Source organism: Fontibacillus panacisegetis (assembly GCF_900102215.1).
Taxonomy (GTDB): Bacteria; Bacillota; Bacilli; order Paenibacillales; family Paenibacillaceae; genus Fontibacillus; species Fontibacillus panacisegetis.
The window spans coordinates 123531-147785 of sequence record NZ_FNBG01000006.1 but is presented as its reverse complement, the minus strand read 5'-3'; the positions used below and the strand labels follow the sequence as shown (position 1 = coordinate 147785).

The following is a 24255-nucleotide window of genomic DNA, read 5'->3' as shown; positions in this document are numbered from 1 at the left end:
GGGTGCTTTTTTTACCGAAAAGAGATAGAGTCCGGTTCAGCCAAGGAGTAGTAAAAGTTTTGATGAAAAAATGGAGGGTCAGGATGACAAATAGAAAACAGACAGACACGGCTGTTGTAGCTGGCGCTACAGGAATGATGGGGAGACAGCTTGTACGGCTCTTGCTTGAGGATCCGGCATATCAACGAATCATCGTACTTGTACGTCGGGGTATCGGCATATCTCACCCGAAACTGGTGGAAAAACAAGTATCTTTTGACAGACTGGAAAGCGAATTGGATACTTCTGTGCTGAAAGACGCCGATGTCTTTTGCACCTTAGGCACGACAATGCAACAAGCAGGCTCAAAAGAAGCCTTTCGTAAAGTTGATCATGAGTATCCGTTGGCTCTGGCTAAAGCTGCTATGCAGCACGGTGCTGCCAGCTACGTCATTGTTACCGCAATGTGGGCGTCCGAACAGTCATGGATGTTCTACACACGTGTTAAAGGGCAATTGGAGCAGGATTTATTGTCACTTGGGTTACCGCGTCTTGTCATCCTGCGCCCCTCTCTCTTGTTAGGGGACCGGGAGGCTGAAAGTTTTGGGGATCGGGCAACAGCATCAGTCTTTCGCTTGATTGATCCATTATTGATTGGGCCGCTAGCCAGAATGAAAGCCATTCAGTGCAAGGATGTAGCTCAAGCCATGGTCAAGATGGCGCGTGAATCAGGTCCAGCAGTTGAAGTGCTGGAGTCTGAAGTTATCTCATTAAGAACCAGCAAGAAAAACAGCCCTACCAAGGTTTAACATAACTATAATCTGGAGGCGGATATTTGATGAAAACATGGTTTATAACTGGAACTTCAAGTGGATTTGGACGGAGTCTGACGGAGCTTTTATTAGAACGCGGTGATCGGGTTGCTGCTACGATTCGAAAAGATAATGCATTGAATGATCTAAAAGATCGATATGGTGAACAATTGTGGGTTGCTACATTGGATGTAACTGATAATAAGGCTATTCGAACGGTTGTTGATCAGGCATTTAAGGATTTAGGGAATATTGACGTTGTGGTTAACAATGCTGGATATGGATTGTTCGGAGCGGCTGAAGAAGTGAGTGATGAACAAATTACGCATCAATTCGATACGAACGTCATCGGGTCCATTCAAGTCATTCGTGCTGCTCTTCCTTATCTGCGTACGCAAGGTGGTGGTCGCATCATACAGCTTTCCAGTATGGGCGGGCAAGTAGCATTTCCAGCTCTGAGCATTTATCATGCAACGAAGTGGGCTATGGAAGGCTTTATTGAATGTCTCGTGCAAGAAGTGGCCCCCTTCAATATACAGGCTACACTCGTCGAGCCTGGAAGTGCACGAACAAACTTCGGTGGAAGCAGCATGATAACAGGTGAGCCCATGAGTGAATATGAGAATACCCCTGTAGGCCATATTCGGCAAATGTCGCAGCAAGCCGGGACGGAGCACTTCCCAGGTGATCCGTTCAAGATGGCTCAGGCCATAATTGTAGCTGCAGATTCTGATAAAGCTCCGCTGCGGCTAACACTTGGAAGTGACGCATATGAACTCGTTCATAAAAGCTTGTCTTCGCGTTTAGCTGCACTAGAGGAACAAAAAGAGGTAGCTTATTCCACGGACTATAAGGATTAACGGGGACTTAATGTCTCAGTATAGTAAAAACCAAACACACTTTTAGAAAGAAGAGGTATAAAAAATGAGTAAATCAAAAAAGACAGCACTAATCACAGGATCTTACGGCGGACTCGGAACACGCTTTGCAGATATTCATGCGGCATCAGGTGGAGATCTGATCCTAGTAGGCAGAGTTCAGACGAAACTTGATGCACAAGCAAAGGAAATGGAGAAAAAATATCATGTGACAGCACACACGATTGCAGCAGATCTTTCATCTCCAGATGCAGCACAGCAGATTTATAACACATGTAAAGAAAACGGATGGAATGTAGATTATCTGATCAATAACGCAGGCTATGGTGGACAGGGTGATTTTGCTCGTGAGCGTACCATGGAACAGGATCTCTCTATGATTGCGGTGAATGTAGAAACTCCTACAAGGCTTTGCAAACTCTTCCTTCCAGATATGATAAAGAGAGGAAGTGGCAAAGTTCTGAATGTCAGCTCAACGGCAGCTACCATGCCAGGACCACTTCAGGCATGTTATTACGCAACAAAAGCCTATGTGACAAGCTGGTCAAATGCAGTATCGAGAGAATTGAAAGACACAGGAGTAACGATGACATGTCTTATGCCAGGGGCTATGAGCACTGGATTCGCAAATGCTGGTGGACTTTCCGATACAGCACTTTTTGCCAATGCAACTGATCCAACACCTGTTGCGCAGGCAGGATATGATGCAATGATGAAGGGGAAAATGAATATCACAGCAGGACTTGTAGGAATTCAGAAGATTTTCATGAAGTTGACACCAATCCTTCCTAAGAAAATGCTGATGGACAATGTTTATAATATGCAGATGAGAGGCAGTGCAAAGAAATAACGCCAGAGAAAAAATGAAAATAAAAAACTAGAGAATGCAATTGCAGAAAAAGCCGATGTACGTACAGAGACGATTGATCATGCTATTAATGACAATACTCATCTACTATTTATGATTTTATTACAATATACGGAGCTACGTTGCAGACATCATGATTAAGAGAATCTGTAAGCAGCACATGTTTGCACGTAGCATAAGTAACAAGTCAAAAATCTGAAGTTAAAGAAAGTGAGGACATAATTATGGCTTATAAAACAACAAATCCTTACACTGGTGAGGTAACAGCAGAGTTTAACAATTTAACAAATGAGGAACTTGAGGCAAAGCTTGCTAAGGCACAAGAGGCATACAAATCCTGGTCTAAGACAACATTTGAAGAAAGAGCAGCAATTCTACACAAAGCGGCAGAGCTTGCAGTAGAGAGAAGAGAAGAACTTGCAGCAATCAATACAATTGAGACGGGCAAATTAGTTACTATTGCAGCTTGGGAGATGAATCTCTGTGCAGATATTATGAACTATTATGCAGATAATGCAAAGGAACTGTTAAAGCCTCATTTTGTAAAAACAACAGACCAGATGTCTGGAAATGCAGTGGGTATCTATCAGCCGCTGGGTATTATTTACATGATTGAACCATGGAATGTACCTTTCTTTCAGATGACAAGGCCGGCAGCGGCACAGCTGATGGCAGGAAATGTTGTTGTTTTAAAGCATGCTTCGAACTGCCCACAAAGCGCGCTTGCAATGGAGAAGCTATTTAAGGATGCTGGACTTCCGGATGGCTGCTTTACAAATCTTTTTATCGATTATGAGCAGTCGGATAACCTGATTGCGGATCCACGCATCTGTGGAGTTACTCTTACAGGAAGTACACCGGTAGGACGTGGTGTTGCAGCAAAAGCAGGTCAGAATCTTAAGAAATGTGTTATGGAACTTGGTGGTTCCGATGCCATGGTTGTTATGCCGGATGCAGATATGCAGAAGGCTGTGCAGGGTGCACTTTTGGGACGTATGACAATTTCCGGCCAGGTATGTGCAGGTGATAAGAGGATGTTTATACATGAATCCCTTTTTGAAGCATTCAAGGGAGCTATCTCTGATGCGATTGATCAGTTCATCATAGGAAATCCATTAAATCCGGAAACCACACTTGCTCCATTGTCCTCAAAGAAATCTGCTGATAAAGTAAGAGCACAGATAGAAAAAGCAGTGGCCAATGGAGCAACAGCAACTGAAGTAGGACCAAAGGTACCAGAAAACAGTACATTTGTACAGCCGACGATCTTGACTGGTGTAACACCAGAGAATCCAATCTTTAAGGATGAAATCTTTGGACCAGTGATGATGCTTTTCTCATGGAAGACAGAGGAGGAAGTCATTGCCCTTGCAAATGGAACAGATTTTGGACTTGGAAGCTCTGTTTACAGTGAAGATCCTGCAAATGCTGCCAGAATGTCAGCAGCCATGGAGTCAGGAGCAGTATCCATTAATCAGCCAACAATGGCATCACCGGGAATTCCATTTGGTGGAATCAAGACCTCCGGATTTGGAAGAGAACTTGGTGCAGAAGGTATCCGTGAATTTACGAATCAGAAGTATATCAACAGTGCGGGAATTGACATGGATAAGGTATTTGGGCAGTTTCAAACATTAATTGCTGATTGAAATAAAAAACAGTACTTCCTGTATTGTTGTAAGTCCTACCCGACAACAAAAAAAGGAAATGACAGATGCCACTCCAGTATATCAACGAAATGCTCGAATTACCAGAGCTAAAACTGCATAGTGTTCTCTCCCTTAATGCAACGGAAGTGCATTTGGAAGCCTCGCCGGTGGCGTATAAACAGCCCTGCCCAATATGCTGTTCCGAACAATCCGTGAAGTGAGAGGGCCGCAATAAGTTACCGCTAATATTTAGGTTGAGTCCTTTTAAATAGCATATTTATCCCTATTTCACGAGGAAATACTGGCCAAGACCCCACGTTATGAACATAGAAAAAAGATCTTAGCCTTATAAGTTGCTTCCGTTACTCAAGTGGAGGCAACTTATTTGGTCCTTGTGGTGTAGATTAGCTTAGCTACCAGAAGACAACAAAAGAATTCAATGTATGATACATAATATAACCAATCTGGCAGACCGCAATATTGAGAAAGTAAATGCGATTGTAGGGAAGCAATAGGAACTGTCGAATGAACGAAGGAGGAACAACTCATGTCAAAAAAACAATCAGCTACAGCCGTCGTCGCGGGGGCAACCGGGCTCGTTGGACAACAGCTTGTGAAGCTGTTACTTGACCATCCGGCTTATCGCCGCGTCATTGTGTTTGTGCGGCGAGATATGGGTATTTCTCACCCGAAACTAGTACAAAGGCTCATTTCTTATGATCGGCTTGAGGAAGAATTGGATGGGGCAACCATTAAACAAGCTGACGTGTTCTGTACGCTTGGTACAACGATTAGACAAGCCGGTAGTCAGGAGGCATTTCGGCAAGTGGACTATGCGTATCCTTTCACTTTGGGAAAACAAGCGAAGAAATACGGAGCAGCTAAAATGGTCATCGTTACGGCAATGGGCTCGTCAGATAAGTCGAAGCTTTTTTACAATCGCGTAAAGGGAGAATTGGAGCGGGATTTGATCGCCTTAAATCTTCCGAGACTGGTCATACTGAGACCTTCGTTTATGCTCGGGAATCGGAAAGAGAAACGTCTGGGAGAGCGAGCGGGCATTATAGCGTTCCAGTTACTGCGTCCCTTCATGATTGGTCCTCTCTCCCAGTACAAGGCAGTGCACAGCTCGGATGTTGCTCAAGTCATGATTGAAGCAGCACGCCGGAAAACGCCGGCGTTGGAATTCATTGGGTCAGATGATATTGCTCGAAAAGCAAGCGGGTAAAACAGATAAGACTTCGCCAATGCTCTTTTTCTTGTAAATAGACTGAGAGAAAGTCGCTGAACGGCGGCTTTCTTTTTAAACCAGTTGAGCACGCGAAGCGTGGGAAACAGAAAACTATCCGCTATGCGGGTGGTGTAGTCAAGTCTTATAGCAAAAAAACACCTGATGCCGGATCATATTCACATGCTGGTTAGTATTCCATCGAAGATGAGTGTATCGATCTTTGATCTTCGATAAGCATGCAAACTTGATATATAAGTGCAGAAATCATCATTTCCGGGCGGAAGGTTACTATGAGCCAAATGTATTCAAAAAACTACAAGACCTTAAGGTTCTGCAACTACATTTGCTTCATTAATGCAACCGGAATTGTATCACTCAGATAACCTTGGATCCTGTATGCGCATCAATCAAGAATTGAGTTTCAAAGGCATTACCTTACATAAAAGATGTTTAAATCGGAGACCGCAGGCGAAATTCGACTTTAGATCACAATTCTTCAAGAACCCGTGTGGGCACAGGTTGTCAGAAGACAGAACATAGTCCATTGCTAGGACCGTCTGAGGCGGTATCGTCTGACATGCTGGCGGCCATGCTTCGATATATGCCGGTACGGACATTGATGTCTTTCTCACACGGAGCGATTACCGAAGAGGGACTGTCCGAACTGCTGGACAAGTTTAATCAAGCAGTAGCCTCGAGCCAATCCCATAATAGCTAAAGATGTGCTGGAGAGGGATGCTATCTTCCGAATAGCATATGCGACTCAAAATCGTGAGGGAAACCGTGGGGGTTCGAGTCCCTTCACCGGCATCAAGAAAAAAGCCAACCCTTGTGGGTTGGCTTTTTTCGTAGCATGAAAGTTATCGCTTAAAAGGATATAAGATTCCCCCACCAGAAGGTGATGGTATATCTTTTTTTAGTTTTGAAAACGTGATATAATTATTCAAGTTCTATTGATATATTTGTAAATTGTGGAACTCTTTGCTTCATGTGCGAATGCTTTTTGGCGGTGATGATAGAGATATGGATTTAAGAGTTGAAAAAGTTGCAAATAGCAAAAGGAAACAAGAAGTAAAGAATATTTATACAGCTTCTTTTCCTAAAGAAGATAGAATGCCTTTTGGTATGATGCTTATGATGTCTTATTTATGGAATACCGAATTTCTATCTTTTTATGACCGAGATACATTATGTGGCTTTGTTTATATGGCAACGATTAGAAAACTAACATTTGTAATGTTTTTTTCAGTTGCTGAAAATCTTCGCTCAAAAGGTTATGGTAGCCGCATATTGGATGAAATTCAGTCAATCCATGCCAATAATAAAATAATTGTATCCATTGAACCATGCAACCAAGATGCAGATGACATTGAACAAAGATTAAGACGTAAAAAATTCTATACCAATAATGGATATGAAGAAACAGGATATTGTATCAAACTCGGTGGTAAAAAACAGGAGATTATTATAAAAAATGGAGCTTTTGATAAACGAGAACTTATGTTGTTTTTAATGCTATATAGTAATTTCACACTTATCCCTAAAATTCGAAAATGTTAGCTTTGAAGAAACCTTTGTTGAGAATAGAAACCGTAGCGCTTAATAAGCATATTTACCGTGCATCTATTTTGACCTAATGAAACATAAAAAAGGGGATTAAATTGCTGATAACAGCAGTTTAGTCTCTTTTTTTTATCTAACTATTAAGGATACCGTCCATTTGCTTCGTAAACCAGAAAGCTCTATCATATATAATATCAGAAAATATTACATACGATCATCGTTATACGTGGAGGAGATTTATCATGGTTTCAGAGTTACGTATTGAACAATTGAAACAAATGAAATATGAGTTGACAAAGCTGCTGCTTTTATATCGATGTGCACTCGATGAAATCGAGACTAAGATAAATATTTTGAAACAAGAATTTCAGGCTTTACACGATTATAGTCCAATTGAACATACGAAATCGCGCATCAAGACACCGGAGAGTATTCTTGAGAAAATGATACGCAAAAATCTGGATCTTTCTTTTTCTACAATTAAGGAGAATATCAAAGACATTGCAGGCCTGCGTATTACCTGTTCCTTTATACCGGATATTTATAATGTACAGGAAATGCTAATGAAGCAAAATGATCTTGAAGTTTTGGAAATTAAGGATTATATTGAATCGCCAAAACCTAACGGATATCGCAGCCTACATATGCTGGTTAATGTACCGGTCTTTATGTCTGACAGTGTAGAGAAGGTGTGTGTAGAAATTCAAATTAGAACGATTGCTATGGATTTTTGGGCAAGTCTGGAGCATAAGATCTTTTATAAATACAGGCAGACTGTACCGGAGCAATTACTTAAGGAATTGAAAAACGCAGCTGAGTCTGCACATTCCCTCGATCTGCAAATGGGAGATCTACATCGCGAGATAAATGAAATTAAACATATGCAGGGAGAGGACGATTTTGATATAGATATTCGAAAACTTGTTATTAACAATCAGCAGTTTTTATTGCCTGAAACGCTGTTAGAACTATTAGGTGGTAAAAAAGAGAATAACACAGGGAATCTCAACGAATAAATTGGGGTTCCCGGTGTCGATTATAAAAAACTATCCACTGTTCTATGGAGCTAATCATTTTTACGGCTGCATACAGCAATATACTGAAGGTCTTTTCCGGATGTATTAAAAAAGGAAAACATCTTCTTGAATTGTGTCCGATTCTCTTTCTTCAAGCCGTTTCTTACAATTCGTATGGCACCGAGAAGTCCTTCATCACGAATTAGCCCTGTCGGTTTCATGAGTGACATAGCTCCTGAAGAGTGACTCACGGAGGTTATTTTCAGAACAGATGATGTTCTGGATGAGGTAGGGATCATTTTGCACGGACAAGTGCTGCTGTGCAAGGAGAACATCTCCGGAATGAGATTTATATTTTCGGAGCTGGGTGAGGGCGGAATTTTGGGAGAGACTGCACTTCGTCTATCGCGAGAGCGTAGCAACTATGAGGCCGTTGCCGGCGTAGAGTGCAAAATATTGTTTATTAAAATTAATAAAATTGTGCGGCCCGGACAGAAGACCTGCCATCTGCGAGGGCGCATCATCGAAAATATATTAGCTTTATTGCTGGAGAATAACCGCTCTATTTATCAAAAGCTGGATCTGGTATCCCATAAGTCACTGCGTGCCAGAATCCTTCACTATCTTAGTCTGCAGGCTCAAAAAAACAATGCCACAGTGTTTGAAATTCCGTTCTCCCGCAGCGATCTCGCGGACTATTTGACCGTTGATCGCAGTGCCTTATCGCGTGAACTGCAGCGGATGGCACAGGAGGGATATATTCGCTTTTCCAAAAATCGATTTGAATTGCTGGATGCAGAGAGTTATATGCAGGTATTTTAGCCCCATGCCTCCATTAGCGTGACACTATCGAGATTAAATCCTATGATGACGATATATTGGGGACCTTTATAGTTTGAAGGCTCCCATTGGATTTGCTTGCCAGCAAACTGGATCAATAAGATTTCAGACGAAGAGTTAACAGAGACGTACCCTTTAGCACGAAGAATCTGATTTCCCCAGCTTTTTAGAAACTTCTCTATCTTTCGTAGGGAGAGGGGCATATTTTGTTGCAAGGGAATGTATACGGTCTGAATTCTGGAAAATGAAGTGTGATTTTGTTTATGTCCATCATTATGGTGTGAGTGCCTCGATAACATGTTGAATGGTGAAGATTTTTTAGCTGGAAGATTTAATGGCTGCAAGCCATCAAGCAAAGGAATAAAATCTACTTGTGTTTGAATCGTAGTGAATATTCGGGCATTGTCGTTATGCTTCTCAACCAGCTTCACTACTTTGGATAAATGAGAATCGTTGATGAGATCTCTTTTGTTGACGATAACAATGTCTGCTACTTCGATCTGACGGCGCAGCGTATGTACAAGCTGTTTGTCTGAGGAGAAGATGCTGTTGTACTCAAGTACATTTTCTGCGTCAATGACAGTAATAATTTTCTGCAAGAAGACCTCGTTAAGTAATCCAGGCTCTGCCATCTCGTCAACAACTTCCTCAGGATTCGCCACACCTGTTAATTCAATCAATATAACATCAGGAGACTGTGATAGCAGCGTTGTAATAGCATTAGAAATTTCGCTTTTTTTGCTGCAGCAAATACAGCCGTCCAGCAATTTCTCCATAATAAGGCCATCCGTTGCTTGGGCTAAAATATGTCCATCCACATCCTGGCGACCCAGCTCATTCATAAGAATGGCTGGTTTGATTCCACGTCTATGAACCTCTTGTATTAATTTGAGAAGTAACGTAGTTTTGCCACTTCCGAGAAAGCCGCTAATGACGATAACTGGTGTTTTCATTGAACCACTCCTTTTGTCTACTCTACGTTCTCATCCAGAAAACTAAAGTTAGGATATATATATGGGTTGTCCGGTGCTTTCATGATGCTGGATTCAGTAACGTCGATTTTCAAAATTTTGTTGCCCTTATATTCGGTATAGCCAATAGTGCCTCGAACGGAGAGCCAAGTATCATCCGGAAATTCCGGGGCTTCATCAAACTCAGTTAGAACACCATAAGGCGCAGCATCTGCTGTACAGCATTGAACGGCGATTCGTCCAATGACTAATTGATTGTCAGCCATGTCTGGTTCACGATATGCAAAGCCGCTGATTTCTATTTCTTTTCCGACAAAATGATCTATAAATACTACTATCGAGGATAGGACCTCCATATAAATTTCTGGTTTTACCTTAATAACTGGAAGGATATATAACCGTTTGCCGAGCTCAGCTAAATCAGTTTCAAATTGATCCTCTGTATAGAACATTTGGTTCAGCTGCTCTGGCGTTGGATCTGATGGAGGCAATAAGTGATCGATAGAGTCATCCGAGACAGTTAAATCAGATTCAGTCTTAGCGATGGGATTATTCCGATTTGCAAACACCGAGTTTAAAGTTATTCCTTTTGTATTGGCAAAAGATCCACCGAGTACAGTTGAAGGCAACAGAAATCCCAACAGTAGTGGAAGCATCAACAAGCTATATACGAGCCCATTGCGCAACCATGATTTAGATGGGGCAGGGGTACAGCAATCACAAGCTTTCATATCTCCCTTAAAATGGCGATACGCAATAACTGCCTGAATGACGGCAAGTGGATAGATAAGAACAGCTGACCATTTGACCAAAGGCATAATGCGCCAGCCAATGTATAATTGCAAAGTATTCGTCTCTACCAGATACACAATGTACCCCGATATCCCAAGGAGAATGATCGTTCTTAGTGTATAGTGAAAAGCCATGAGGTAACGTTGCTTTCGCATGATATTTTGCACCTGCCTATAGGTTGTTGTGAATTGCTCTTAAAATAAAAAATCTAGCCCAATACTAAGCACAAGCACTGTGATTACGATCATCGTACTCAAGCTGATGACAAACTTCGTTTTGAAAACAGAAAGAAGCATTAAGGTACTTTTAAAATCAAGCATTGGACCTAACACAAGGAAAGTAATTAAAGATCCTGTAGAGAAGGTGTTAACAAAGGAAGAAGCGACGAAAGCATCTGAAGTGGAACAGATCGAGAGCACATAGGCAAAGCCTGCCATGAACAAGTGAGAATTAATCGTACCTTGGCCGTAAGCCAGCAATTGGCTAGTATTGACGAAGGTATGAATCAACGCTGTAACGAATGCACCAAAAATCAAATACTTACTCATCTCAAAAAATTCATTAATCATATGCATAAAGAAACTAGTGAATCTCTCTCCAACCCTTTGATGCGTTGTTTCAACATTCCGATCATCATACATAGTCTCTGCACTTAGGCGTAGAGGGTTGTAACGAATAAACCGGTATACAAGCATTCCTATAACTAGAGAAGTTATCAAAGCCAAGCCCATTCTGGAATAAATGACTTCAGGTCGACTACGAAAGGCAGTATAGGTAGCAAAAAATACGATAGGATTTAGAATCGGTCCACTCAGTATAAAGATCACTGCAATGTAAACAGGCATTCCTTTTGAAATAAGGCGACGTATCACGGGAATCATTCCACATTCGCAAATAGGAAAAATGAATCCGAGAAGACTAGCGCAAAGCATACCTAATATGGGGTTTTTGGGTATAATACGTGCTATAAGCTGTTCAGATACAAACATTTGCAGCAGAGCGGAGAAGAACACACCCATAAGAATAAAGGGCAGGGCTTCAAGAAAAATACTGATGAACATCGTTTTGAAAGTAAGCAAATTAGCTGAGTAATCCAGGGAAAGAGCTGCCATTATGTAAATAAACTCCTTAAGAAAAAAATGATAAATATATCTACGCTTATTTTAATCGTAACCATTACAAATAACAATCAGTTGCTCGAAAAAATTTTGACACTCGCCTTTTTCACGTTCTGGACAATATTAAAGAAGCCCTGTTCTCTCATTGGTGAGAGAATCAAGGGCTTCTTTAGATAAATAGGCTGTTTAACGCAAGTCCTGGATACTGACGTTAGTACTATAGGTAGAAGAGTCGCTGCTCAGCTTAAAAACGGGATAGTTCGCTTCTGCATCCAGTCTGAGCATATCCTCATAAAAAATTTGATGCTGCTGATCGACTACAAAAGTGAAAGGAGGGGCATCGATTGGAGTGTCAAATTGTCCGCTCTCGTGCTGAATCAGCAATCGGTTAATCCCATCGCAGCCACAGCCTTCTGTATCATATATGAGCTTTATGATGCCAGGCTTATCACCGAGGCTTTCTTGAATTCTCTGCGTGGCTAACGGAGTTATTTCTATTTTGATCATTATTTGACTCCTTTCAAGATGAGTAAGTACATATATTTTTTCATAAAATGAGCTCCTTGTCATTATCATACGCTTTATATTCTCCTGGTGTGTCGCAAATCACAAGTTCAGATTACTAATTCAATATACTAGTGGTAGATTATACTATTTTGATCATGTACATATGGATGGGGTGAGTGTTGATGACAACAAAGAACTCAACGAAGGATTTTGCTTTTGAGGATCTAACAAAAATATCAAGGGTCAAATTGGGAAATTCTGTTCCATTAGAGCTATATAGAGCCATTCGGCTGATTGGGATGTATCAGGGACTTCCACTAAAAGGAAAAGGCACTACGTTAACTATAGGCAGAAAGATAGGAGAAGAATTGCCGGTACATTCACTGGAAGAGTTACTTGAGATGCTGCGGGATTTAAAAGTAGGATTTGGAATAAGAGGGTCAGTGTTAAAGAAACAAAATGTAATGTTAATGGGGATGAGCATTGCGAATATGAGGTCAGGTTTTAAAAAATACGAAATGAACAGCAATAGTCTGTTCTCTTTATGACTGCTATAATGATCCTGTTAATCATTTTATTACCAAATAATCTGTAAAGTGGTCATAAGGAGGAACCCTATGAAAAAATTCAACGATGAATATTGGATGGATAAGGCGATCCATGTGGCACATGAAAATGTTCTTCAAGCCATGGGCGGTCCCTTTGGAGCAATTGTAGTGAAGGAAGACAAGGTGATCGGAACGGGAAGAAACATGGTCACTTCGTTAAATGATCCTACAGCTCATGCAGAGGTGCAAGCGATACGTGAAGCCTGCCGGCACTTAAATGACTTTCAGCTCAAGGGATGTACGATTTATACGAGCTGCGAGCCTTGTCCTATGTGCATTGGAGCCATCTATTGGTCACGTCCGGACGCTGTGTATTTTGCCAGTTCCAAAGAGGATGCTGCTCAGGTTGGATTTGATGATCAATTTATATACAAACAAATTGACTTGCCTATGGATCAGCGATCCATCCCCATGAAGCAAATCAAAACAACCAAGCATTCACTACCATTTGATGCCTGGAGAACGTCAAACAACAAAGTTGAATATTGATATAGGTAAAAGGATCATCCCTGGCTTTCAAGCAAGCAACGGGGATGATCCTTTTACGTTTAGAAATTCGTTTAACATAAAAGTAACACATTAATAGCGTAGACTTAATAATTCCCTAATAGAATATAACAAGATAAAAGATAGGAGTGATTAGATGAAAACGAGAAAGAAAAAAATTTGTTTATTAGTGCTAACGTTTGCACTAATGATGCAAGCAATGTGGGCAGCTATATTGCCGATTGCTGCAACTGCGGACACGGTTAATACCGATCCTACGGTTGCCTTACATACCGAGACGAAGATCGGGGATGACAGCATCGAGTCTATAACAGATGCTGTATACACGATAGGATGGACAGGCAATCTCAGCAAAGTGACCAGCACTCAATTGATTAATGTGCCGACCCGCAGCATTTATGCAGAGATTTGGATTGATAATGTGACTGGAAAAACGGATCAAATCGCCAAACTTAAGGTTCAACTGGGTTATAAGCTTGCTGAAGGCGAACATGACTTTGTCTGGTCGGATGCCGTTTATGCAGGAGCAACTGGTAATAATGATCGTTATAAGGCCAATTTTACACCGGATCAAGTGGGGATTTGGAAATATACGATGAGAGTATCGGGCGATGGAGGGAATACTTGGGTGTCCTCCGGAGAAAACACTCTGATAGTTGTGGGATCGGAGGATGAGTTAACGCCATTAACGATCAATTCATTAGAAAATCTAACGGATTTAAACGATAGACTGATGATTGGCAACCCAACCCCGGATATTTTGGGGGAAATTTATGTGGAAGGCATCACAGATGAACCTGGTCAAGGCAAAAACATAAAGGCGCAGCTTGGGTACAAAATCGAGAATGATACAGATTATGTATGGGTAGACGCGGAATATCTGGATGAAGTGGGCAGTAAAGATCGCTACAAGGCGAACTTTACGCCGGATCGTGCTGGTAAATGGTATTATGCTATGAGATTTTCTTTAAACAATGGTGCTACGTGGGAAAACAGGCTGCTTGGTTATAAAGTGAATAAATTTTATGATGATATTACAATCACGAAGCCATATGATGTTACGTTGACTTGGTCACAAGATCCAAAAACTACACAGACGATTACTTGGAAGACGACGAATGATATATCGGGTGGAGTTGTACAATTTGCCAAGCAGTTAGAAGAGGGGACATTTCCCGGTGAATCTCGATCCATTGCAGCGGATACCAAACCCTTCCATGCAGATATGATGCATACAGTTACATTAACCGAATTGGAGCCGGGAACAACTTACGTGTATCGGGTGGGAAATGGAACACAGTGGAGCGATATTTTTACATTTACGACAGAATCGGAGGCGACGGCTCCTTTTTCATTTTTTGTTTTTGGTGACAGTCAAAGCGGCAGACAGGAAGAAAGTGATTATGCCAAGTGGGGAGAAACAGTCAATACTGCATATCAAACTCATCCTGACGCAAAATTTTTTATGAATCTTGGAGATCTTGTGGAATTGGATTCCAGTTATGATCACTGGCACAAGTGGTTTGAGGGTGCGGAAGGCGTAATCGAGAGAATCCCACAAATGTCTGCAACCGGGAATCATGAATACTATGCTGGGTATAATGCGAATCAATTGGCGGATAATTATATTGCTCAGTTCAATCTTCCGCAAAACGGGCCAGATCGTTTGAAGGGAACCGTGTATTCCTTTGATTACGGTGATGTGCATTTTGTTGTCCTGAATTCACAGCAGGCCGAAGCAAATGTGAACCTGCCTAACCCGATGGGAGATATTTTGCTGGAACAGAAGGAATGGCTGGAGAATGATTTGAAGAACACGGAGAAAAAATGGAAGGTAGTACTGTACCATAAGGCATCTTATTACAGCAGGGCATCGAGAGATAAGGACGCCGAACCGATTAAGCAGGCATTTCAATCTGTATTTGATAAGTACAAGGTAGATGTTGTATTCAGTGCTCACGACCATACAGTTACAAGATCATACCCGATTAATAACAATAACTTTGTAAACAGCCCTGCGGAGGGAACGGTTTATTATCTGGTTGGCCGAACAGGGAACAAAAATTACAGTGATCCGATTCGCCAGATTTGGAACGCATACTATTTGAATGATACGGAAGATACAAACTATGTTCATATTAATGTGGACGGGGATCAATTAACAATTTCAATGCAGGAGAAGAACGGCAAGCTGCTTGATCAATACTCCATTGATAAGGCAAAGGGAACGGGAACTCCTGCTGAAGAGCTGCCGAAGATTCAGATTGATAAAGTGGACAAACTAAGCGCCTTTGAGGAAAAGAAAAATGTTGGAGATACTGTCTCTGTTTTCGCGGAAGTGAATGCGGCCAATGTCACCAATTACGTGGGCAGAGGTGTGCACATTCTTGCACAATTGGGTTACAAGAAGGAAGGTCAAGCCTCCTATACGTGGGTCGATGCCTCATATTCCAAGGATAGTGGCAAAAATGACATGTATGGGGCCAGCTTTGTTCCGAATTCAGCAGGGGTTTGGAATTATGCCATGAGATTTTCCGGAGATGCCGGAGCAACATGGACAATGACAGATCCCAAATCGTTAACTGCAGCAGGAGATTCATCCCAAGGTGGTAACACAGGCGGCAATAATTCAGGCAATACAAACAGCGGTAATAATTCCGGAAGTACCAGCAGCGGGAGTAAATCCTCAAGCGCAGGCTCCACTACTAATCCAAGCACTCCAACGGCAAATGACAAAAATCCGGTGCTGACGCTTGAATCGACAGTGGAGAAAACGGCTGACGGAAAATCCGTTGCCACAGCAGCGCTTGAAGGAGCGGTTTTGACTCAGGCTTTGGGTAAAATCCAGACTTCTTCGGGAGCTGCAAATCCGAGATTGGTGATTGAGCTAACAGGAAAGGAGCCGATTGGCAAAATAGAACTTCCATCCGATTCACTTTCTGCTCTGTTAGCTGAAACTCAGTCTCTTGTTTTGAGCATGGTATATGGAAATACGACCTATGATCTACCGCTGCAAACCTTGAATATACCGGCTTTAGCCAAAGCGCTTGAGGCGGATTCCCGTGATGTAAAGATCAGCATAGTTATTGAACAAGTTAGCGGAGCGCATCAAGCAGCACTGGAAGCAAAAGTGGAGCAATCCGGTATGAGGCTGGTAGCTTCTGCTTATGACTTCCAAGTGATTGCATCGGCTGGCGGAAAACAGTTTAAAGTTAATGATTTTGGGAAAAGGTATATTTCCAGAACGATTGAACTTGATAGACTGGCAGATACCGGAAAGACAACAGCCATTCTATTTGATCCGACAGCAAATAGGATCACGTTTGTGCCGGCGCTCTTTGCGAAGAAGGATGCAAAAACCATCGCAACGCTGAAGAGATCGGGCAACAGCATCTATGCCATTGTTGAAAATTCCAAAACATTTAGCGATTTGACCAACCATTGGTCCAGAGCGGATGTTGAGCTTATGGCATCCAAGCTCGTGATTCAGGGGGTTACGGATACCGACTTTAAGCCGCAAAGCCAGATTACACGGGCGGAATTTGCTGCGATGCTTACTCGTGCGTTGGGCTTGTCAGAGACGGATGAAGTTCAGTTCACCGATGTGAAGTCAACGGATTGGTTTGCAGGAGCAGTGGGGGCTGCCAGTAAAGCAGGAATGGTAGAGGGCTTCGAGAATGGAGCATTCCAACCAAACGCAGGCATCACCCGTGAACAGATGGCTGTCATGATATCACGCGCGATGAATGTAGCCGGGCAAAGTGTTGCGGTGGATCAAGCGGATTTGGCCAGATTCAAGGATAGCGGAGCCATTAGCGGCTGGGCGAAGGAAGCTGTAGCGCAGTCCATAAATACGTCAATCCTGAACGGAATGACCGATAATTCATTTGTACCGCAAGCGCAAGCTACCCGTGCAGAAGCGGCAGTCGTGTTGAAGCGTATGCTGCAGTACGTGCAGTTTATGAACTGAAAACTTACACAAGTGATAAGAAAGGCCCTCTTCCATATTGGAGAGGGCCATCTTTATTGTAGTTCCATAAGCTAAACGTCAAAGGAAATTTCACTGTCCGGATCACAATTTTTGATGACCGCTACCAGTCTCGATGCTTCCCAACGATGGCATTTGCATTCCATGACACCAAGATAACCACTTTGGGAATCAGGACTTTCTAGAATAGCGACATTCCGGTTCAGATAAACGGCTAATGCTTCCTGAATACGGGCACATTCGTGGCTTTTAATAGAGACGGATAAAGTGAATCTAAAGCCGCGCAGTGGAAGCTTAACCGATTCGTAAGCAAGAATATAGGCTGTCACTGAATAGACAGCTTGATCAAAACCGAAATGAAATCCGGCGGCGATCAGGATGGAGCAATTAAGCAGCAACATGATTCCTTCCGGCGATAGGCCTTTTTTAGAGCAAAAGGTTTCTGCTACCTTTTCCGCTGTATCCAACGCGCCTCCAAATCGAAGCGCCAATCCGATGCCAAGTCCGAGAGAGAGTCCCCCAAACAGAGCTGCTGGAAGAGGATTACTCGTTAAAGCTGGATAGGGGTGAAGAAAAATGGTACCCAGCGAAAATATGAGTAGTCCAAATATAGTGAAGATGGCAAAGGAAGCATCAATATTTTTGCGTTGTATCAATAGCAACGGCAGGTTAAGCAAGAACAAAAATAGTCCAAGCTTCATTTCCGTAGTCAGGGCAAACAATGCGGAAAGTCCAGTTATTCCCCCGACAATAATGCCATGTGGTATCAGAAAAAGCTCTAAGCCTATCGAAGCAAGCAGGGCTCCTGCAATAACTCCTATGACGTTAAGGACTTTGGAATTAGATCGGCGATTCAATGATCATTCCTCCTTTTCCAAACCTTAGGTAAGAAGTTACTCCTGAACTATACTATTTTATTTTGAGCAAGTCGTTGGAGATGCCTTTTTTCAAATTTAACGCAAAGGGCTGAAGAATTTACATTAAGCCTGCGGCTTTCCCGAGGTTGACGAGAATAATGGAAAATTCGCCTCGTCCGAGTATGGTAATACCGGCGATAACAAGAATTTCGGAGATTGGAAATCTGGAAACCCAGCCCAATAATAGGTCAAGGGTAAAGTTAATAGCGATATAAATGGTGCGCGGAGATCAGACTGGCTGCAGCAATTAAGGTCAACGCGAGCCCGATCTCGAACACGATATGATCCATTCAACCACTTCCACTCGAGAGTATCTGTCTAATCTGTTGTTGGTGTAGGCGTTCTCCGATAACGACAACTGTAGCATCGGCGGTAAGCATTAAGTCAGGTCCTGGATTTACATGTTTTGTGTGATTTTTTTCAATTACAGCAATAATTGTTGCTCCGGAACGTTGACGTACGCGCAATTCACCAATTGTTTTACCAATCGCTTTATAATTAGGTTCAAGTCTGTACCATTCAATAATAAGGCCCCCAAGTGCGACTTCGATATTCTCCAAAGCAGTAGGTTGATACGTAATTCCACCGATAATTGCCGACACGTATCTCGCTTCATCATCGTCAAGGCTGATCATGGAGATGCTGTCATCAGGATTATCATTGTCATAGTGGTACATTTCACGACGTCCATCATCATGAATAATAATGGTCAATTTTTCACCACTGCGTGTTTGAACTACGAATTTTTTACCGATTCCCGGCAAATCCGTTTCTTTCAGGTTCATTTGCTTCAAGCCTCCAGTATTTTAGATACGCAATCGTTTTTTTAACTGCAAAAGATTCCTGCGCACATTTCTATAATAAGCTTATAGAAAAGGCAAGGCTCAGAAGGACTGCGTGGAATAACAAATGTTATGCCACATACTTGCTCGTGAATTTAATGGGTAATAGGAGTTTACGTTTCAGAAGTAAGTTAACGAGCGGTCGAAATTGAGCCCATGAGGCGGTAACGATTAAAGATACCGCTAAAGGTAGAACAAAAAGATATTTCGAGGTTTTTTCCCCAGTCATTTTACTGCTGTGTGCTGGATTTAGTCTAACGGCTACTTTGTAAGTACGGATAATTTGCTCTGTCTCATAAGCTTCGCGTTCCATTGCTTCGTTACTACCCATATTTATTGAAGTAATCGGGAGGGATAATGTCATAAACAAAGCGAGCAAAGAAACAGACAGCAGATATAACAGTTTATTATGTCGTATGTTCATGTGTTATCCCTCCCTGAAGCTATATAGTACTTAAAGGATAGCATACAATCTTATTTATCTCAAAGCTATGGCTCGAAATAACGAGGTACTGTTCAGAAAAATCGAATCAAGATATATATACTGGAAATAATGACGGTTAACAGCATGAGCGGGAATCCATATTTAATGAATTTAACAAATGTTATAGGTTCTCCTTCTTTGGATGACATACCAGCTGCAATCAGATTGGCGCTCGCACCGATTAAGGAACCGTTGCCTCCAAGACATGCTCCTAATGCAAGGCTCCACCACAAGGGCTCTAAATGGGTAATTCCCATATTGCCCAAATCCTGAATCATTGGAATCATAGTCGCAACAAATGGAATGTTATCCAGAAATGCCGAAGCGATAGCGCTTAGCCAGAGAATCAGCATGGAGGCAAGTAACGGATCTCCTCCGGTCAGATTCATGGCTCGCTCAGCAAGCAAAGTGATCGTCCCGTTCTCCACTAATCCTCCAACTAATACGAACAGTCCAACAAAAAAGAAGATGGTTGGCCATTCTACAGAGCGAATTGCTCTCTCCATAGCATGCTCTCCAGTCATTAATAAAAGCAGGAATGCCCCAGCGAGAGCAATCGTTGCTGATTCAAGGTGAAACGTCTGATGGAGAAAAAATCCGATCAGAGTTAGTCCAAGAATACACAGACATTGTACAAGGAGCTTCTTGTCTGTTATGAGACCATCCAGGCTAATACTCATCATGCTTTGCTGGTTTTCCTTGGTTGCTTTTAATCCTTTACGGAACATAACAACAAAGAGTGGAAGAATAACAGCCATGATGGCGATAACGACAGGTGCTAAATTTTGTAGAAATGCTGCAAAAGTAAGTTCTTTCACTGCACTGCCGATCATGATGTTCGGCGGATCACCGATTAAGGTAGCCGTTCCTCCAATATTTGATGCAAGAACTAGAGAGAATATATAAGGGAAGGTTTTTACTTTTAATTGTCTTGTAATGCTGAATACTACAGGAATCATGAGTATAATCGTTGTCACGTTATCTAAGAAAGCAGAAGCTACTGCAGTAAATAAGGCCAGAAGCCATAGTATGGTAACGGGATTCCCTTTAGCCTTTTTGGCAGTCCATATACCAATATAATGAAATAGACCCGTCTCAGCCGTAGTATTTACAATAATCATCATTCCAATCAACAGACCGAGTGTATTGAAGTCAATGTGATGAATAGCAGAATCCTGGTTAATGATACCGAGCAAGACCATCAGAACGGCGCCACTCATAGCAAGTATAGTGCGATGAATCTTCTCAGAGATGATTAGGGCGTAGGTAAGCAAAAAAATGCCGATAGCCCAAATAGCTTGTTGTTCCAAAGTACCCCTCCTAGTGTGACAGCGTTACAGATGTATCAGCATAGTTTCATGAAAAGGCCAAATTATGCCGTATAATCCTGAAAAAAGACAAAAAGAGCCCGCAACATGGCAGGCTCCTCCGATAACTGTCGTTTTCTATTGTTTGCTAATGCATGTATCATTATATTATGAGCTGGTATAAAAGTAAATATTGAAACTGAAGGAAAAGGAACACTGAGGACAAACTTAAGGCGGACACGTACCTCGACTAAGGTCTAGGAAGAAAAACCGTCCACGGTCCGTTTTGAATAATTACGATTGGCTCTAGAATATAGACATAAGGTTGATAAATTTGAAAGGCGGTGAAAATTGAATGAGAAAGAATGGACCTCAAGGTTTTGCGATAATACTTATAGCACTTGGTGTTCTGATCTTGCTTGGTAAACTGACCCCACTATTGGGTAGCCTGTTCGGTTTATTGATAGCGATCGCGATGGTTGGTCTTGGATATTACGGGATACGCCGAGGGAATGCGTTCTTTGGATGGATTATTCTGTTCTTCGGAGTTATCTCCCTGATTTCCAAACTGGCTTGGCTGATTGTTCCGGTAGTCGGGATCGGATTGATCTTGTACGGCATATCAACGCTAAGAGGAAAACGGAGTTACTAATACAGTAATTGGACATAAGAATTTAACCCGAGAGGTTAGGAGGGATGGGGTTTCATGAGTGTATTTCGTCGAGTACGTGACATTACAGTAGCTAATTTGAATGAACGATTGGAACAGTCACAAGATCCAGTTCGATTGATTGATCAGTTTCTGATCGAGACACGTCAGGAAATTGCAGAAGCCGAGAAGCTTCATTATCAATACGCAGGCCATACAAAACAACTTAAGCAGCAAGCGGATCAGGCCAAGGTGATGCGCGATAAACGTGAGGAACAGGCTTTGCTGGCACTGAAAGCAGGAGAAGAACATCTCACTAAGCTGGCTTTGCAAGAAAAAATGCTGTACGAAGAAAAAATCGAACAGTATTCCTCGTTATATTCACAAAGTCTGGAATCACTACAGGAGCTGGAGAATCAGCTGCATGAGCTCAAGACCGAGTATCAGGTCGTTTACAGTAAACGACAATACTATTACGCAAGAATGGAGACGCTTCGTCTTCAACAGCGTATGAACAAACGGATGAGTGACTATGGCATGCAGGATGTACCTAAGATGTTCAACCGCCTGGAGGATCGGGTATCCGATATGGAATGGGAGGCTCGCAGTCTCCGGGACATACGTAAAGCGGGTCAGGATTTCGCCAATCAGGCGGGATCGGTTATCCAATCTACTCTGGAAGAGGAGCTCTCCCGGTTGAAGCAGAAGCTGAAATCACGAGGGGAGGAGTAACAAGAATGGCTAATTTATACCGCTCAAGACGAGATAGATGGGTTAGCGGATTGCTTGGCGGACTGGGTGAATATTTTGGGATCAGTACTACAGCGCTGCGTATTTTAACATTGGTCAGCATTCCTTTTACGGGCGGGACAACAATATTTATATATTTGATTGCCGCACTGGTAATTTCTAAGGAACCGTACCAGCCGTTTGATCCTTATCATAATGGTGGCTGGCAAAGAGGTTGTCAAGGTGGCAACAACTATGGTTTCGGAGCCGGACCTGGATCACAGCGTGGTCCTCAAGGATTCAACGAGCAACCGCCGTTCGGAGGGAATTCGTATCCTGGAGGTTCGCAGCAATATAACGGACCACATAACGGGCCACAAAAAAATGCGGAATTCGCTTCGGGAGAATCATCAAATCTGGATTCTATGATGCAAGATATTGAGAAAAAAGCAATGAAAAAAGAACTTGAGGAGCTTCGTCAAAAGCTCGCTAAATATGAGAAGGGGGAAGTGTAAACAATGGGAGTATTTAAAAGAATTAAGGATATTACAAAAGCGTCTGTAAATGATTTGCTCGATAAGGTGGAAGATCCGATAGTTATGCTAAATCAATACCTGCGCGATATGGAGGCTGAAATCCGTGACGCTGAGGTGACTGTAGCCAAACAAATGGCAAATGAACGTAGAATGAAACAACGTTTGGATGAAGCTATCCGCATCTCCACACAAAGAGAAGCACAGGCTGAGGTTGCTCTGAGAAACGGTCAAGAGGAAGCAACACGCAAGCTGCTTGAGGAAAAAATTCATTATGATCAAAAAATCGTGGAATTTACTGATTTGCACACTCAAGCTGAAGCGCAGGCAAGTGAATTGAAGGCTCAGCTTCATGAAATGAAAGATGAGTTCTACAAGCTGCGCAACAAACGTAATGAGCTCGTGAGTCGTGCCCAAATGGCTAAAGCAAGAAAGCAAATGTCACAAGTGAGCAGCATTCATACCATCGAAAGCGGTAATGCATCGTTGGGCTTCCACCGTATGGAAGAGAAAATCATGCAGCTTGAAGCTGAAGCTGAGGTTTCTGGAGTTCTGTACCGTGGATCAGCAACCTCCTCATATGTAAACCCTGCTGATGCAGAAAAACAATTGAAAGTGGACGCTCAGCTTGAAGCACTTAAAGCTAAGCTTAATCCTTCAGCAGCTAAACAAGAAGAAAACGCTGAATAAATCGATACACGTCGAAGAGACATTGTGGTATGCTAGGCAATAGTAAAGCCATGCGATATGAGTTATCATATCGCTATGGCTTTTCCAATTATATGAACCTGTAAGGGGGTGCGACATGGATAGACGAAAAAGGTTCTTGGCCATCGGTCTTATTGGACTTGGAATTTTATTAATATTCGGTAAATGGCTGAGCTTTATTACCATCGTCGCCCTTGTTATTATCGCCTACGGTATTTATAAAATTCGTAATGGTGAAGAGGTCAGGACAGGTTACACCTTACTTGCTGTCGGTGGCGGTTTGATTTTGCTAGAGCATTTTATGCTTGTAGTGGCGATCTTAATGATATCGTTAGGATTTTATTACGCAAAGATTAGAAAGACACAATCTGATGGCAACTATACGCAAAGACAAAATATTACGTCCAGCATTCATTGGGATCTCGATCCATGGAGCCTGAGAAATACTAGTATGTGGCATATTTTTGGGGAACTCGATATCGATTTATCTCTCGCCATAGTAGAGGATTCAAGTAACGTTCTGATGTTCCAAGGAATTGTTGGGGACATTGACCTTGTTGTGCCGGAAGACTATGGGGTAGAGATCGAAGCTTTTGTCATGTTTGGGCAAATTGAGTTTGAGCCTAATCGGGAGACGGGCATGCTGAACAAATTGTACTGGAAGTCACCAAACTATGATAACCGCGATCAAAAAGTGAAAATTATCATCTCTTATGTTGTTGGAGATGTAGATATACGATTAACATAAACAGGAGGATC

The 24255-nt window shown here is 42.2% G+C and carries 26 protein-coding genes and 1 pseudogene; 18 read left to right on the top strand and 9 right to left on the bottom strand.

Annotation, left to right across the window (positions count from 1 at the left end; translation table 11 throughout):
• The first annotated feature begins 83 nt into the window (after positions 1–83).
• The 9 genes and pseudogenes from BLS49_RS07905 to BLS49_RS07870 all read left to right on the top strand — a co-directional run bounded on the left by BLS49_RS07905 (position 84) and on the right by BLS49_RS07870 (position 7996).
• Entirely contained in the window at positions 84–788 is a 705-nt protein-coding gene (locus BLS49_RS07905) for an NAD-dependent epimerase/dehydratase family protein (RefSeq protein WP_091228163.1), read from the top strand.
• A 29-nt stretch (positions 789–817) separates the two neighbouring features.
• On the top strand, positions 818–1651 hold the full coding sequence (locus tag BLS49_RS07900) for an SDR family oxidoreductase (RefSeq protein WP_091228161.1): 834 nt from the start codon (positions 818–820) through the stop codon (positions 1649–1651).
• Positions 1652–1715: 64 nt separating this feature from the next.
• Entirely contained in the window at positions 1716–2519 is an 804-nt protein-coding gene (locus tag BLS49_RS07895) for an SDR family NAD(P)-dependent oxidoreductase (protein ID WP_091228158.1), read from the top strand.
• 242 nt (positions 2520–2761) lie between these two features.
• Positions 2762–4186 (top strand): aldehyde dehydrogenase family protein, encoded by a 1425-nt coding sequence (locus tag BLS49_RS07890; RefSeq protein WP_091228156.1) that lies wholly within the window; start codon positions 2762–2764, stop codon positions 4184–4186.
• A gap of 547 nt (positions 4187–4733) precedes the next feature.
• Positions 4734–5414: an NAD(P)H-binding protein gene (locus BLS49_RS07885; protein WP_091228154.1), complete on the top strand. Its 681-nt coding sequence runs from the start codon at positions 4734–4736 to the stop codon at positions 5412–5414.
• A 147-nt stretch (positions 5415–5561) separates the two neighbouring features.
• Positions 5562–5721, top strand: a pseudogene (locus BLS49_RS07880) (transposase); the annotation flags it as partial.
• Between the two features lie 240 nt (positions 5722–5961).
• Positions 5962–6135, top strand: coding sequence for a hypothetical protein (locus tag BLS49_RS24775; protein ID WP_175471346.1), 174 nt, complete (start codon positions 5962–5964; stop codon positions 6133–6135).
• Positions 6136–6407: 272 nt separating this feature from the next.
• A complete protein-coding gene (locus tag BLS49_RS07875; protein ID WP_245742305.1) occupies positions 6408–6977 on the top strand; it encodes a GNAT family N-acetyltransferase in 570 nt (189 codons plus the stop codon).
• 245 nt (positions 6978–7222) lie between these two features.
• Complete coding sequence (locus BLS49_RS07870; protein ID WP_091228150.1) at positions 7223–7996, top strand: GTP pyrophosphokinase; 774 nt, start codon at positions 7223–7225, stop codon at positions 7994–7996.
• Between the two features lie 50 nt (positions 7997–8046).
• On the opposite strand, the gene BLS49_RS07865 is transcribed toward BLS49_RS07870, so the two are convergent.
• Entirely contained in the window at positions 8047–8217 is a 171-nt protein-coding gene (locus tag BLS49_RS07865) for a hypothetical protein (RefSeq protein WP_245742298.1), read from the bottom strand.
• Between the two features lie 91 nt (positions 8218–8308).
• Here BLS49_RS07865 and BLS49_RS07860 point away from each other — a divergent pair, with 91 nt between their 5' ends.
• Positions 8309–8818 (top strand): Crp/Fnr family transcriptional regulator, encoded by a 510-nt coding sequence (locus tag BLS49_RS07860; RefSeq protein WP_245742304.1) that lies wholly within the window; start codon positions 8309–8311, stop codon positions 8816–8818.
• Here the strand turns inward: BLS49_RS07860 and BLS49_RS07855 are convergent.
• From BLS49_RS07855 to BLS49_RS07840, 4 genes are all read right to left on the bottom strand, one after another.
• Complete coding sequence (locus BLS49_RS07855) at positions 8815–9789, bottom strand: CobW family GTP-binding protein (RefSeq protein WP_091228146.1); 975 nt, start codon at positions 9787–9789, stop codon at positions 8815–8817. The two genes, BLS49_RS07860 and BLS49_RS07855, sit on opposite strands and share 4 nt — an antisense overlap.
• Positions 9790–9806: 17 nt before the next feature.
• Positions 9807–10754, bottom strand: coding sequence for a TIGR03943 family putative permease subunit (locus BLS49_RS07850; protein WP_091228144.1), 948 nt, complete (start codon positions 10752–10754; stop codon positions 9807–9809).
• Between the two features lie 39 nt (positions 10755–10793).
• Complete coding sequence (locus tag BLS49_RS07845) at positions 10794–11711, bottom strand: permease (RefSeq protein ID WP_091228143.1); 918 nt, start codon at positions 11709–11711, stop codon at positions 10794–10796.
• A gap of 192 nt (positions 11712–11903) precedes the next feature.
• Positions 11904–12224, bottom strand: coding sequence for an iron-sulfur cluster biosynthesis family protein (locus BLS49_RS07840; protein ID WP_220482809.1), 321 nt, complete (start codon positions 12222–12224; stop codon positions 11904–11906).
• A 182-nt stretch (positions 12225–12406) separates the two neighbouring features.
• Here BLS49_RS07840 and BLS49_RS25600 point away from each other — a divergent pair, with 182 nt between their 5' ends.
• The 3 genes from BLS49_RS25600 to BLS49_RS07825 all read left to right on the top strand — a co-directional run bounded on the left by BLS49_RS25600 (position 12407) and on the right by BLS49_RS07825 (position 17309).
• Entirely contained in the window at positions 12407–12772 is a 366-nt protein-coding gene (locus BLS49_RS25600) for a hypothetical protein (RefSeq protein ID WP_342707181.1), read from the top strand.
• A 69-nt stretch (positions 12773–12841) separates the two neighbouring features.
• Complete coding sequence (locus BLS49_RS07830; RefSeq protein ID WP_091228141.1) at positions 12842–13321, top strand: nucleoside deaminase; 480 nt, start codon at positions 12842–12844, stop codon at positions 13319–13321.
• A 154-nt stretch (positions 13322–13475) separates the two neighbouring features.
• On the top strand, positions 13476–17309 hold the full coding sequence (locus tag BLS49_RS07825; RefSeq protein ID WP_091228139.1) for an S-layer homology domain-containing protein: 3834 nt from the start codon (positions 13476–13478) through the stop codon (positions 17307–17309).
• A 71-nt stretch (positions 17310–17380) separates the two neighbouring features.
• Here the strand turns inward: BLS49_RS07825 and BLS49_RS07820 are convergent, their stop codons facing one another.
• The 4 genes from BLS49_RS07820 to BLS49_RS07805 all read right to left on the bottom strand — a co-directional run bounded on the left by BLS49_RS07820 (position 17381) and on the right by BLS49_RS07805 (position 20880).
• Positions 17381–18184, bottom strand: a complete 804-nt coding sequence (locus BLS49_RS07820) for a YitT family protein (protein ID WP_091228137.1) — start codon at positions 18182–18184, stop codon at positions 17381–17383.
• 350 nt (positions 18185–18534) lie between these two features.
• Positions 18535–19029, bottom strand: coding sequence for a cation:proton antiporter regulatory subunit (locus BLS49_RS07815; protein ID WP_091228135.1), 495 nt, complete (start codon positions 19027–19029; stop codon positions 18535–18537).
• A gap of 127 nt (positions 19030–19156) precedes the next feature.
• Positions 19157–19510: a hypothetical protein gene (locus BLS49_RS07810; RefSeq protein ID WP_091228133.1), complete on the bottom strand. Its 354-nt coding sequence runs from the start codon at positions 19508–19510 to the stop codon at positions 19157–19159.
• 92 nt (positions 19511–19602) lie between these two features.
• A complete protein-coding gene (locus BLS49_RS07805) occupies positions 19603–20880 on the bottom strand; it encodes an ArsB/NhaD family transporter (RefSeq protein WP_091228131.1) in 1278 nt (425 codons plus the stop codon).
• Between the two features lie 352 nt (positions 20881–21232).
• Between BLS49_RS07805 and BLS49_RS07800 the strand changes: the two genes are divergently transcribed.
• The 5 genes from BLS49_RS07800 to liaF all read left to right on the top strand — a co-directional run bounded on the left by BLS49_RS07800 (position 21233) and on the right by liaF (position 24244).
• On the top strand, positions 21233–21529 hold the full coding sequence (locus BLS49_RS07800) for a hypothetical protein (protein WP_091228129.1): 297 nt from the start codon (positions 21233–21235) through the stop codon (positions 21527–21529).
• Between the two features lie 54 nt (positions 21530–21583).
• Positions 21584–22258, top strand: coding sequence for a PspA/IM30 family protein (locus tag BLS49_RS07795; RefSeq protein ID WP_091228126.1), 675 nt, complete (start codon positions 21584–21586; stop codon positions 22256–22258).
• Between the two features lie 5 nt (positions 22259–22263).
• A complete protein-coding gene (locus BLS49_RS07790; RefSeq protein ID WP_091228125.1) occupies positions 22264–22770 on the top strand; it encodes a PspC domain-containing protein in 507 nt (168 codons plus the stop codon).
• Positions 22771–22773: 3 nt separating this feature from the next.
• Positions 22774–23478: a PspA/IM30 family protein gene (locus BLS49_RS07785; RefSeq protein WP_091228123.1), complete on the top strand. Its 705-nt coding sequence runs from the start codon at positions 22774–22776 to the stop codon at positions 23476–23478.
• Positions 23479–23593: 115 nt separating this feature from the next.
• On the top strand, positions 23594–24244 hold the full coding sequence (liaF, locus tag BLS49_RS07780; RefSeq protein ID WP_091228121.1) for a cell wall-active antibiotics response protein LiaF: 651 nt from the start codon (positions 23594–23596) through the stop codon (positions 24242–24244).
• Positions 24245–24255: the final 11 nt, after the last annotated feature.